We start from the raw sequence: 12,072 nt of genomic DNA on the forward strand, positions 1-12,072 counted from the left end.
AATATGTTTGTCGCCCTAGGCATTACGCTTTTCTACATCATTTTTGTCTGGCTTATCTTCTTCAAGTTCCAGTGGCTGAAGTTCAACATCATGTGGGGCATCGTATCCTTCTGGGTGGGCGCGCATCTGCTGCTGATATTTCTGGTTGCCCTTCGGTTCTTTCAGCCGTTTTCCATCGATAGCCATGTTGTGCGTTCGACCATCCAGATCGTGCCCCGTCTGACGGAACCAACCATCCTGACCGAGGTGCTGGTTGAACCCAATGCCGAGGTCAAGAAGGGTGATCCGTTGTACCGCTTTGATGACACGGTGTTCGCGCTGGAGGTTGAGGAAGCCACAGCGCAACTTGTGGCGGCAGAGCAGAACGCCAAGATACTCGAACAGGACGTTATTGCCGCGGCCGAAGCGATTGAACGTGCCAACGCGCAGCTGGCATATGCAAGAACTCAAAAGGCCCGATACGAAAACCTTGTACCCGCTGGCGGTGCCCGTCAGGACGAGCTGGATCGCTGGAATGAACAGGTCACCGAGGATCAGGCTCAGGTCAAAGAGGCCACGGCAAATCTGGAAAAGGCGCAACTGGCGCTGGATTCTCAGATTGACGGGGTGAACACGGGTATTCTTCAGGCGCAAGCGCAATTGGACAAAGCCCAGTACTTTCTGGACAACACAACAATCTACGCCCCCGAAGACGGGATGATCGTGTCTCAACAGGCGCGTCCCGGTCTGGTCGTCGGCGATATCCGTCTGGGCGCCATCGCCAGCTTTGTCACCAAGGACAATCCGTACATTCTGGCCACGTACCGACAGCAGAACCTGAAATTTGTCGAGGTCGGCCAACCCGTTGAGGTTGCCCTTGATCTGTATCCTGGAGAAATTCTGACCGGCAAGGTCGAGGCTATCTGGTGGGCAACCCGACAGGGTCAGTACCTGCCATCGGGCCGCCTGCCCGGTTTTGAACTGCCCAAACTGCCCGGACGCATCGCGGTCCAGATTTCGGTCGACATCCCGGACGGGCATACCTTTCCCGCCGGTGGCCACGCAGCCGTGGCGATCTATACTGGGCAGGGGAAAAGTTTTGAGTTCCTGAGGCGGATCAACATCCGGCTGTATTCCTTCGCCAACTTCATTCGACCACTGGATATCTAAGGACAATTGCGATGACCCGGGCCAGACTATACCGCCGACTGATGGGAGCGGCCCTATGCGCCGCCCTGTTGGTTGGCTGCACGCCAGTTGGCCCGGATTTCGTGCGCCCGAACTCTCCGGTCGTAAAACAGTGGATCGAGGTCAACAGCCCAAGTGCGGGTCAAAGCGGACTGACTTCGCGCAGCGCGCCTGTGGTAAAATGGTGGGAGACCTTCAACGACCCCACCCTCAACAAGCTGATCGCTGAGGCTTATGCCCAGAACCTTGACCTACAGGTCGCCGGTGCCCGCGTTTTGCAGGCGCGCGCGCAGTTGGGCATCGCGTTCGGCGAGCTTTATCCTCAATCACAAGCCATTGGTGCCTCTATTGAACGCCGTCAGGTCAGCGATAACCTCGGGCCGATTTCCGATATCCGTCGGATCATCCCGCTGGATACCGAGTTTTCGACCTCGCAGGTCGGGTTTGATGCCCAATGGGAATTGGATGTCTGGGGCCAGCAACGTCGCGGTGTTCAGGCCGCCCGGTCCAATCTGGCTTTGCAAGTGGCCAACTATGACGACGCGCTTGTTACTCTGACCGGCGATGTTGCCGCCCTGTATGTCAACATCCGTGCTTTGCAGGAGTCGCTGGCCGTGGCGCGCGACAACATCAAACTGCAACAGGAATCAGCGGATCTGACCCAATTGCGGTTTAACAACGGCGTCACGACCGAACTGGACGTTCAGGAATCGCTGGCCTTGTTGAACAACACCAAGGCTTTGGTCCCAGAGATTGAAAGTGATCTTCAGCAAGCCAAGAACGCTTTGGCCGTGTTGCTGGGAACCACGCCGTCCCGCATGACCAGCCTGCTCGGCAATTCCGGGCGCATACCGTCTGCGCGTTCGAACGTCTCCGTAGGTGTCCCTGCGGAGCTTCTGCGTCGCCGTCCGGACGTACGCGCGGCCGAGTTGGCAGCGGCTACGCAATCGGCGCAGGTTGGGATCGCCTTGGCCGACCTATACCCTCAGTTCGTCCTGTCCGGTGCAATTGGTCTGCAAGCCTCCGGCGGGCAGGATCTGTTTTCCTCGGGCAGCACCACGGGACTGGCAAATGCCGGCGTTGTCTGGAACGTACTGAACTATGGCCGGATCAAGAACAATGTGCGCTCGCAGGATGCGGCCTATCAGGCGCTGATCGCCAATTACCAGAACACAGTTCTTACCGCCTATTCCGAAGTCGAAAGTGCGATGGTCGCTTATGCGCAGTCCCGCAAACAGGTCGGGTTTTATGAAAACAGTGTGGCCGCGTCGCGCAAGGCGGCGGAAATCGCCATTGACCAGTACCGGGACGGCATCGCCAGTTATTCCCGAATTCTGAACACACAAACGGCCCTGCTGCGGTCGCAGGCGAACCTGATCCAGGCGCGCCAGCAGGTGTCCAGTAATCTGGTCGCTGTTTATAAGGGATTGGGTGGCGGATGGCAGATCCGGCAGAATCAGGAATTCCTGCCCGAAACCGTTCTGGCCGAAATGGCGTACCGCACAGATTGGGGCGATTTGCTGGAAAAAACACCAACCCGCGCCAGCTTGAACTGACTTTTACTTCGTCAACCCGCGCAAGCCGCCGGAAATCAGGATGTTAACCTCATACAGGATTCGCGGCGCCGCAAGACCGCCGGGGCTCGCCAGATAGTTCGGGCTCCATTCCGGATCGAACTTCTGCTTGAAAGACCTCAGTCCTTCAAAGTGATAAAACTGCTCGCCGTGTTCATACACGAACCCGCCGACACGGTTCCAGAATGACGCCAGCTGCCGGTTCTCAATCCCCGAAAACGGTGCTGCACCCAATGAGAACCAATGGAACCCTTGCTCTGCGCCCCAAGTCATCATCTCGGCAAACAGAGCGTCCATGATAAAGTTCGAACCGTCAGGCTCATACCGCATCAGGTCCAGCGAGAGCTCGGACTTATGCCCACCCTGAAAGAGATTGGCAAAGGCCACGATCTTTCCGGTATCCGCTTTTTTCAGGACCGCAAAATCGAAGTAAGACAGGTACTCATCGTCAAACCCGCCCAACGCGAAACCCTTTTCCTCGCCCGCCTTGTGCTCCAACCAGTCGTCCGAAATCTTGCGCAGTTCGGGTAACAAAGGGCCCACTTTGTCCTTGGGAATGACCTCGAACACATACCCTTCGCGTTCGGCCCGGTTCTTGGCCTGACGAAACCGTTTGCGGGATTTGCCGTCCAGAGAGAAATCTTTCAGAGGCACGCGCGCGACCTCTCCGATTTTCAGAATGGACAGGCCCAGATCCAGAAACGTCGGAAGGTATTTGGTCGAGACGCTGTAGAACGCGCACAACTTGCCTTCGCGATCCGCCATTTCACGCAGTTGCCAGATCAGTTGCTTTCCGGCTGCTTCATCTCCAACAGGTTCACCCTTGGTGATTAGCGCATTGCCTGTGTCGGCATAGGCCAGAAATGCATCATCATCTGGCGAGATCAGGAACTGTTTGTCGCCAGTCAGTGAAATCTGCGCCTCGGTGTCTTCGCTTTCCATGACCAGGCGCTCAACAACTTCGGGTATTTCAGTCCGGACCGGTTCCGGAACTTCGCGTCCAAAGAGCGAGTTCACCGCCACCACGCCAAGGATAACCGCCACCACAAGGCTGGATCGCAAAAAGCGCGAGGCGTCGCCGTTCCAAGCGAATTCCCACCATAAGGCGTTCTGATATTCGACATGTGAATAGGAAAACAGCCCGATCCAGAAGACGACCAGCAGCAAGGCGACTACGCTGACCAACCACGGGATGTTCAGACGGAAAATCGACGCCCCGCTGACCCGGTAAAACGCCCCGCGAAACGTGGCTAGCAAACCGATCGTCGCCAACATGCTAATCGCCTCATGGGTATCGAGGCCCTTGGTCAGCGACGCGACGAACCCGGCAACCATCAGCAGCATCGCCACTATCCATGCGCGGTACAGCTTGCGGAACAGGCCGCGAGAAACAAGGATCAGTAGGACGCCGACAGCGCTTCCGGCAAGATGCGAAGCTTCGACGAAGGACAAAGGCAGAAAGTCCCGTAGTGCGCTAAGGTTCTCGCTGCCTGCAGGCAACGCCCCGGACACCAGCAGAATGACGCCCGCCACAGCTGCGACACCGGCCGCGACCATCGGCACAATCGGACGGATCACACGATAAACCCACGTGGCAGCTCCGCTGATGTGATGCCGGTGCGTCAGGGCCGAGGCCACTGCGATGGATAACGTCGCGATTGCAAATGGCAGGAAGGTATAGATCAACCGGTAAAGCAACAGGGCCGCGATCACGTCAGACCGACCCGAGGCCCCTAGCCCGGCGATCAGAGTGGCCTCGAACGCACCAATCCCGCCCGGAGCGTGGCTGAGGATTCCGACTGCAATTGCGCCAATGTAGATTGTGAAGAAGAACGGGAACCCGATCCCCAGATCATCCGGCATCAACACATACAGCGTCATTGATGCGCCAAACAGGTCACCCACCGCGGCCAGCGTCAGCAATCCGGGCAACTTGCCGCCCGGTAGGTTAAACCCCAATCCACCGGTGGCCAGCCTGCGCCCCCCCTTGGACAGCCAAATGAACAAAGTTGAAAAACCTACAAGCAGGCACAGCCCAATAACGGTTTCGACGGTGTCACTTATCGGCAGAACCTTGGACACCCCGTCTGGGTGAAAGGTCAGCAACCCGCCAAGCAGTAGAATGAAACCCGACCAAAATGCGATCCACGATGTGGCGATCACTCCTGCGACACGCCCCAGATCAAGGCCCAGAGACGCATAGATCCGGTACCGGATTGCCGTGCCAGTGATGTATGAAAAACCCAGGCAATTGGACACGGCATAACCGCAGGCTCCCGCCATACCGGCAACAGGCAAAGGGACTTCGCCATCCGCCACGCTTTGAACGGCAAATACATCGTAAAGTGACAGGGACAAAAAGCTGACAGCCGTCCAGCACAGGGCGAAAAACATCAGCTTCCACGATGTGTTCGCGACGTCCGTTTTTACATCGGCCCATTTGACGTGCGAAGACAGTTCATGAAGGACAGTCAGGGCAATAAGGGTTACCAGAATCGGTATCGCGATTCGGACTACGGGCTTTTCAAGAAATCCCGATACCCGCTCGGCCAGGCGCACAGCCCAGAGTTCTTCGGCGTTTTCATGAGTTGCCATGCTTTGTCCCTGCTCTCAGGCGCGATCACACTCTGCACGATAGAAACGCGCAGGCCGACTTTCGCACAATTTCGTTCAAGCTCAAAGCGCTACGGGCGTCAGACCCGACCTTTGCGCGTGGACAGCAATAGGTTAGTCTCGGACTTGGTAATCCCTTCCATACGCCGGATCTGGAACAGAACCTCGTCCAGCTCGGCCAAGGTTTCTGTCCAGATTTCCGCAATCAGATCCCAACTTCCATTGGTGGAATGCACGGCGCGCACCTGACGCATGGCGGCTACTCTGGCCATTGTACGCTCAGTCCCGCGGCCTTCGATTTCCAGCATCATCAACCCGCGTACAGGGCTTTGCGCCACGTCCTGGCGGGTGAGAACGGTAAAGCCAACAATCTCGCCGGACTGTTTGAGGCGCTGCAGGCGGCTGCGGACAGTGGTGCGTGTCACACCCAACGTTTCGGCCAGTTCAGACAGCGATGCGCGCGCGTCCCGATGTAAGGCGCTGAGCAGCCTGCTATCCAAATCGTCCATAACTACTTCTCAATTCGTTTATCAGGATGCCATTTTGAACATTTTGCTGCCTTTTCGCAAGCCATCACGAATGGGTAGATAATCATATGGATACTCAAAACATAACACTGGTCGGCGCGCCGATGGATGCGGGCAAACGTCGCCAGGGCTGCCGCATGGGACCGGACGCCTATCGGGTGGCCGGTCTGGAACAAGCTCTGACAGATCTTGGGCACCAAGTGACGGATATCGGCAATATCAGCGCCGACCCGTCAGATGTACCGGAACACCCCCACCTAGTAGCCCTGCCCGAGTGCATCGGCTGGACCAGCGCCCTGAGCCGCGCTGCGCAGGAAACCGCGCCAAAGGGTCTGCCGATTTTCATGGGCGGCGACCACGCCTTGTCCATGGGTACGGTTGCAGGCATGGCCGCGCACGCCGACCGGATCGGGCGACCGCTATTTGTACTTTGGCTCGATGCTCATAGCGACTTTCACACGCCCGACAGCACCGGCAGCGGCAATCTTCACGGAACGCCGGTCGCATATTTCACCGGGCAGCAGGGCTTTGACGCCTTCCCGCCCTTACCTGCCCCGGTTCCAACGGATCGCGTGGGCATGATTGGCCTTCGATCGGTGGACCCTGCAGAACGCGCAAGGCTGGAACAGGATCAAGCCATGCTGGCTGACATGCGCAGCATTGACGAGCACGGCATCAAAACGCCCTTGATCGCCTTCCTTGACCGCGTTCGCGCAGCAAATGGTATTTTGCACGTGTCGCTTGATGTCGATTTTCTTGATCCCTCCATTGCCCCTGCCGTGGGCACCACCGTTCCCGGCGGCGCAACCGAACGCGAAGCCCATCTGGTGATGGAACTGCTGCACGAAAGCGGTCTGGTCTGTTCACTGGATCTGGTCGAACTGAACCCGTTTCTGGATGAGCGTGGACGTACTGCAAAACTGATGGTCGATCTGGCCGCATCTCTGCTTGGGCGCCGAATCTTCGACCGCCCGACCCGGAGTTTCTGATGAATTCTCTGCAATCTCCTTCCGCTGTCGTCATGGTTCGACCGCACGAGTTTGTGTCGAACCCAGAGACTCGCCATGACAATGCGTTTCAGACACTGGCACACCGATCCGCTGAAGCGACTTCAGCAGCCGCGCGCGATGAACATGATCGCGCAGTCGAGCAACTGCGCGATGCAGGCGTCACAGTTCATGTATTCGATGATCACGGTCAACAGAACACGCCGGACAGTGTCTTTCCCAACAACTGGTTCTCGACACATCCCGGCGGGCACGTTGCGATCTATCCTATGTTTGTTCCGTCGCGTCGACGCGAACGCCGCACAGATGTTATCGAGTTGCTGAAACAGGAATACCGCGTTCAGGACGTGATCGATTATTCGGGGCTGGAACAGGACGATCTCGCACTGGAAGGTACCGGAGCAATGGTTCTCGATCACGTCGGCCGCATCGCTTACACGGTCAAGTCAAACCGCGCTGATCCCGTTTTGTTGGAGCGGTTCTGCACGAACTTCAACTACGAACCCATCGCGTTCGAAGCTAGGGACGACGCAGGCCGAGACGTTTATCACACCAATGTCCTGATGGGGATCGGCACACATTATGCACTGATCTGCCTCGACATGATCATCGATGCCGAACGCCGCGCGACCGTACAGGCGCGATTGGAAGAATCCGGTCGCACCGTAATTGATCTGTCCCATGACCAGATCGCAGACTTTGCCGGAAACACCATCGAGCTTAGTGGTCGTGATGGGCTCGTGCTGGCTCTTTCCAGCCGCGCCAAAGATGCGCTGACACCCCAACAGACCGACATTATCGAAGACAGCGCCACTCTGCTGCCATTGTCAGTTCCAACCATAGAAACAGCCGGGGGGTCAGTACGCTGCATGATCGCCGGCATCCACCTTTCCCGCCGATAGGAGACCATGATGCAACCTTCTGACAAGGCGCTTGTGCCCTTTGTATCCGTCGACAACATGATGCGGCTGGTGCACCACATCGGGCTTGAAAAGATGATCACTCAGATCGCAGCTCAGATTGAATCCGACTTCAAACGCTGGGAGAGCTTTGACAAAACCCCCCGCATCCCGGCCCACTCACCCCATGGCGTGATTGAGCTGATGCCGACCTCGGATGGCGAGGCCTACGGGTTCAAGTACGTCAACGGCCACCCAAAGAACACGTCCGAGGGGCTGCAGACCGTCACCGCCTTCGGCCTCCTGGCTGACGTTTACACCGGCTACCCGACCCTGTTGACCGAGATGACAATGTTGACCGCGCTACGCACCGCCGCGACTTCAGCGTTGGTGGGCAGTTATCTGGCCCCGAAAAACTCGCGCGTCATGGCGATGATCGGCAACGGCGCGCAGTCTGAATTCCAATGTTTGGCGTTCAAGGCCATGTGTGGAATTGACACCGTACGTCTGTATGACACCGATCACGCAGCGACCGAGAAGTGTGCAGCGAACCTCAAGAACACCGGACTGACGGTCGTGCTGTGCAAAACGCCCGAAGACGCCATCGAAGGCGCGCAAATCATCACCACCTGCACAGCGGATAAGAAATATGCAACGATCCTGACCGACAACATGGTTGGACCGGGCGTGCATATCAACGCCATTGGCGGAGACTGTCCCGGCAAGACCGAGTTGCACCGAGACATCCTTCTGCGGTCTGAGATCTTCGTCGAATACCCCGAACAAACACGCATCGAGGGCGAGATTCAGGCGTTGGAAGACGACCACCCGGTGACCGAGATGTGGCAAGTTATGACCGGTCAGGCCCAAGGTCGACGCGATGATCGCCAGATCACCTTGTTCGACAGCGTCGGCTTCGCGATCGAAGATTTCTCGGCCTTGTGCTACATCCAGTCCGCCATCAAAGGCACTGATTTCTTTGAACCTTTGGACATGCTGGCCGATCCGGATGATCCACGGGATCTGTATGGGATGCTGATGCGGGCGAGCTGAAGAACCCGCACTTCGCATCAACTAACCCCCGGTTCACCACCGGGGGTTTTTTCTATCCGGCGAGCGACGGTAGGTAGAGTACGATACCGGGAAACGCCACGAGCAGCGCGATCGTCACGCCATCGGCGATGAAGAACGGGGTTACGCCTTTGAACACGTCCTGAACGCTCAGATCCGGACGCACACCTGCCACCACGAAACAGTTCAGACCAATAGGCGGCGTGATCAGGCAAAACTCGGCCATTTTCACCACCAGAATACCGAACCAAATCGCACACATCGGACCTGACATGCCAAAGGCGCTTTCTGCTGCACTGACCGTCTCACCCCCGTTCAGGGCCATGACCGCTGGGTAGACTACTGGCAGCGTTAGCAACAGCATCCCGATGGCGTCCATGAACATGCCCAAGACGGCGTAGGCCAGCAGGATACAGATCAGGATCAGCATCGGTGACATTTCCAATGAGGTGATCCAGTCTGAAAACGCACCCGGAAGATCGGCAAACCCAAGAAACCGCACGTAAATTAATACGCCCCAGATGATGGTAAAAATCATCGCGGTCAGCTTGGCGGTTTCCAGCAGGGCCGACTTAAGCTCGGGCCACCGCATTCCGTGGAACAGAGCAAAACAGAAGACGATGAACGCGCCGATTGCCCCGCCTTCCGTTGGCGTACCCCAGGCTTGGTCTCCGAACGGATTATAGACAAAACAGATGATGATCAAAATCACCGCGACAATCGGGAACGCGCCGGGCAGCGACGCAAATCGCTGCTTCCAGGTGAATCCCGTGACCGGCGGACCAACGGATTTAAAAACAACCGCGATACCGACAATCAACAGGCCGTAAACAACAGCCGAGAACGCACCAGGGATAAAGCCGGCGAGCAGCAATTTCCCCACATCCTGTTCCACGATGATTGCATATATCACAAGGATTGCGGATGGCGGGATCAATGACGCTAAGGTACCGCCTGCCGCGACCACTCCGGCCGCGAATTGTTTGTTGTAACCGACCTTCAGCATCTCGGGGATTGCGATCCGGGCAAACACAGCCGAAGTCGCGACCGAAGCACCGGAAACGGCCGCAAAACCGGCTGTAGCGAACACAGTCGAAACCGCGAGTCCCCCTGGCACCCATGCAACCCAACGCTTTGCAGCCTCGAACAACGCGCGCGTCAGGCCTGCGTAATAGGCCAGATAGCCAATCAGAATGAAGGTGGGGATCAGGCTGAGCGTATGGGCGGCGACCTTGGAATGAGGCACCTGCCCGGCAGTCTTAACGGCAACCGTCACTGCCTTGCCAAAGCGGTCTGGGTCGTAACCGAATTTGGCCCAGAAAATCCAAACCAGCCCAACAAGACCCGCGAGCCCCGCCGCGAAGGCCACGCGCATTCCCGTCACAACCAGAACCAGCAGGCCACCCGTGACCCACAGGCCAATCTCTATCGAGTCCATGCGCTAATCCTGCCCTTCGAATTGTTCGGCTTCGGCAGCGGCCTGAGCGGCCGCATCCTGTATCAGTGGAACGGCTACGGGGCTTTCCGCCCCTACGATCAGCGCGCGACCATATCCCCAAACCTGAAGCAGCAGGCGCAGGCAAAGCACCGAGAACGCCACAGGTGCCAGCAGTTTGGCCGGCCAAAGCGGGATACCGATGTCGATTGAACTATCCCGGCTCCACATTGGCGCTCCAAAATCAAACGAGCGGTCAAAATGGGACCAGCTGCCCCACACTAAGGCCAGCATTAGCAGCAGGATCAGAAGAACCGAGATAAGCTCGAACAACCAAAGCGCCCGTCCATGTAGACGCGAGATGACAATGTCCATCCGGATGTGACCGCCATCGCGCTGTACATATGAAATGCCCAAAAACGCTATCAATGGCATCGCCTGTTCGATCCAGTCGACATACCCGGGCAAAGGTGCATTGATCGCATTGCGTCCGCTGACCGAGACCACTGCCAGAACCATAAGGCTGAACACGGCGATACCGCTGATCAGAGCCAGAAACCGTTCCAACCTCAGCAACTTACGATCCAAAGAACTCAGGAGGCTGCTGTCCTCAAGCACCGTGGCCTGTCCTGCCATTGCGGTGTTCCCCTGTATTTTATTGGTGTCCGGGCGCCCTGATAGGCACCCGGATTTAGTGCTTAGTTGCCGCTACGTTGCTGTTCCAGCGTGGACTGGACCAGGTCGTACAGGTCCTGCGCAGGCAGACCCTGAGCGGACATATCCGCAATCCATTGCTCGCGGATCGGGTCAGCGGCCTTTGTGCGGAACTCGGCGATCACGGCGTCGTCGATCTGTACTTTTTTGACGCCCTTTTCATCCAAAACACTGTCCCACTGGTCTAGCAGCGTTCCGTAGTTGGCCAGATAGTGATCAATTGCTTCATCGATCGAGCTGTCCAACGCTTCGCGATGCTCGGCAGGTAGTGCCTCATAGGCGTTAATGTTGACAACAACCGGGCAGTTCACGGTTCCAGGGTTCAGGTTGGCTGTCCACCAGTCCGCTTCGTTGATCGTGCCAAAGGACAGGTGCGCGTGCTGCGCAAAGGCGACGGTGTCCACAACACCCGATTCCATAGCATTGAACGCCTCGGTTGCGGGAACCGAGGTCGGCACACCACCAACGGCTTCGAATGCCTGGCCAAGACCGCCCGTAGCGCGGACGCGCATCCCTTCAAACTCGGCTAGTTCATCGCGCGGATCACCGGTACCAACGAGATTGTATTGAGGCATCGGCGAGGTCATGATGATACGCGCATTCCACTGCGCCATCTCATCCTTAACGGCGGGATGGTCGTAGACCGCGTGGCTGACGGCAACTTCCTCGTCAAGATTACCGACGCCCAGGAACGGCAGTTCAAGAACGGTGATCGCGCGGTTTTTGTCGCGATGGTAACCGGCACAGAATTGAGCCATTTCAAACGCGCCGATTTCGATGCCATCCAGATTTTCGCGCGGTTTGGACAGGCCACCATAGCTGACATTGATGGTGAAATCGCCGTTTGTCTTTTCGCTGACCAGTTCGGCCAGTTTCTCGACATGCTCAGTAAACGCCCGACGTTTGCCCCACACCGAGGCATTCCATTCAGTTGCGGCTGCCTCGGACACGAAAGCAACACACAGGGCGGCCACAGCAGAGCCGCTCAGAATCTTTTTCATATTGATTTCTCCCATTGCTGCACCCCCTTGCCGGGGCGCTTGCGATCAAAGCTAGCGCCAACAT

10 protein-coding genes are annotated in these 12,072 nt (G+C 57.2%); 5 read left to right on the top strand and 5 right to left on the bottom strand.

Going from position 1 to position 12,072, the window contains the following annotated elements; all coding sequences use genetic code 11:
- Nucleotides 1-3 precede the first annotated feature (3 nt).
- The gene (locus GOW92_RS02740) at nucleotides 4-1,149 is read left to right on the top strand and encodes an HlyD family secretion protein (protein ID WP_170557748.1); all 1,146 of its coding nucleotides are present in this window, start codon (nucleotides 4-6) and stop codon (nucleotides 1,147-1,149) included.
- 11 nt (nucleotides 1,150-1,160) lie between these two features.
- Entirely contained in the window at nucleotides 1,161-2,723 is a 1,563-nt protein-coding gene (locus tag GOW92_RS02745; protein ID WP_170557766.1) for an efflux transporter outer membrane subunit, read from the top strand.
- Between the two features lie 3 nt (nucleotides 2,724-2,726).
- On the opposite strand, the gene mprF is transcribed toward GOW92_RS02745, so the two are convergent.
- A complete protein-coding gene (gene mprF, locus GOW92_RS02750) occupies nucleotides 2,727-5,336 on the bottom strand; it encodes a bifunctional lysylphosphatidylglycerol flippase/synthetase MprF (protein ID WP_170557768.1) in 2,610 nt (869 codons plus the stop codon).
- A 98-nt stretch (nucleotides 5,337-5,434) separates the two neighbouring features.
- Complete coding sequence (locus GOW92_RS02755) at nucleotides 5,435-5,863, bottom strand: Lrp/AsnC family transcriptional regulator (protein ID WP_170412437.1); 429 nt, start codon at nucleotides 5,861-5,863, stop codon at nucleotides 5,435-5,437.
- An 86-nt stretch (nucleotides 5,864-5,949) separates the two neighbouring features.
- On the opposite strand from GOW92_RS02755, the gene rocF reads away from it, so the two are divergent.
- From rocF to GOW92_RS02770, 3 genes are read left to right on the top strand one after another with little or no spacing between them, the layout of a single operon-like run.
- A complete protein-coding gene (gene rocF, locus GOW92_RS02760) occupies nucleotides 5,950-6,870 on the top strand; it encodes an arginase (protein WP_170557769.1) in 921 nt (306 codons plus the stop codon).
- The gene (ctlX, locus tag GOW92_RS02765) at nucleotides 6,870-7,790 is read left to right on the top strand and encodes a citrulline utilization hydrolase CtlX (protein WP_170557771.1); all 921 of its coding nucleotides are present in this window, start codon (nucleotides 6,870-6,872) and stop codon (nucleotides 7,788-7,790) included. The genes rocF and ctlX overlap by 1 nt, the downstream gene beginning before the upstream one ends.
- A gap of 6 nt (nucleotides 7,791-7,796) precedes the next feature.
- Nucleotides 7,797-8,840: an ornithine cyclodeaminase gene (locus GOW92_RS02770; protein WP_170557773.1), complete on the top strand. Its 1,044-nt coding sequence runs from the start codon at nucleotides 7,797-7,799 to the stop codon at nucleotides 8,838-8,840.
- Nucleotides 8,841-8,892: 52 nt separating this feature from the next.
- Here GOW92_RS02770 and GOW92_RS02775 read toward each other — a convergent pair whose 3' ends face one another.
- The 3 genes from GOW92_RS02775 to dctP all read right to left on the bottom strand — a co-directional run bounded on the left by GOW92_RS02775 (nucleotide 8,893) and on the right by dctP (nucleotide 12,008).
- Entirely contained in the window at nucleotides 8,893-10,296 is a 1,404-nt protein-coding gene (locus tag GOW92_RS02775; protein WP_170557775.1) for a TRAP transporter large permease, read from the bottom strand.
- Between the two features lie 3 nt (nucleotides 10,297-10,299).
- Nucleotides 10,300-10,929: a TRAP transporter small permease gene (locus GOW92_RS02780; protein WP_170557777.1), complete on the bottom strand. Its 630-nt coding sequence runs from the start codon at nucleotides 10,927-10,929 to the stop codon at nucleotides 10,300-10,302.
- A 62-nt stretch (nucleotides 10,930-10,991) separates the two neighbouring features.
- Nucleotides 10,992-12,008, bottom strand: coding sequence for a TRAP transporter substrate-binding protein DctP (gene dctP, locus GOW92_RS02785; protein ID WP_170557779.1), 1,017 nt, complete (start codon nucleotides 12,006-12,008; stop codon nucleotides 10,992-10,994).
- Between the last annotated feature and the right edge of the window lie 64 nt (nucleotides 12,009-12,072).

Origin of the sequence: Ruegeria atlantica (genome assembly GCF_013032505.1) — a bacterium.
Taxonomy (GTDB): domain Bacteria; phylum Pseudomonadota; class Alphaproteobacteria; order Rhodobacterales; family Rhodobacteraceae; genus Ruegeria; species Ruegeria atlantica_F.

What these genes read in the sequence shown, in the direction of transcription:
- GOW92_RS02740 (WP_170557748.1), top strand. Translation starts at nt 4, where the DNA reads ATGTTTGTCGCCCTAGGCATTACGCTTTTCTACATCATTTTTGTCTGG.
- GOW92_RS02745 (WP_170557766.1), top strand. Translation starts at nt 1,161, where the DNA reads ATGACCCGGGCCAGACTATACCGCCGACTGATGGGAGCGGCCCTATGC.
- mprF (WP_170557768.1), bottom strand. Translation starts at nt 5,336, where the DNA reads ATGGCAACTCATGAAAACGCCGAAGAACTCTGGGCTGTGCGCCTGGCC.
- GOW92_RS02755 (WP_170412437.1), bottom strand. Translation starts at nt 5,863, where the DNA reads ATGGACGATTTGGATAGCAGGCTGCTCAGCGCCTTACATCGGGACGCG.
- rocF (WP_170557769.1), top strand. Translation starts at nt 5,950, where the DNA reads ATGGATACTCAAAACATAACACTGGTCGGCGCGCCGATGGATGCGGGC.
- ctlX (WP_170557771.1), top strand. Translation starts at nt 6,870, where the DNA reads ATGAATTCTCTGCAATCTCCTTCCGCTGTCGTCATGGTTCGACCGCAC.
- GOW92_RS02770 (WP_170557773.1), top strand. Translation starts at nt 7,797, where the DNA reads ATGATGCAACCTTCTGACAAGGCGCTTGTGCCCTTTGTATCCGTCGAC.
- GOW92_RS02775 (WP_170557775.1), bottom strand. Translation starts at nt 10,296, where the DNA reads ATGGACTCGATAGAGATTGGCCTGTGGGTCACGGGTGGCCTGCTGGTT.
- GOW92_RS02780 (WP_170557777.1), bottom strand. Translation starts at nt 10,929, where the DNA reads ATGGCAGGACAGGCCACGGTGCTTGAGGACAGCAGCCTCCTGAGTTCT.
- dctP (WP_170557779.1), bottom strand. Translation starts at nt 12,008, where the DNA reads ATGAAAAAGATTCTGAGCGGCTCTGCTGTGGCCGCCCTGTGTGTTGCT.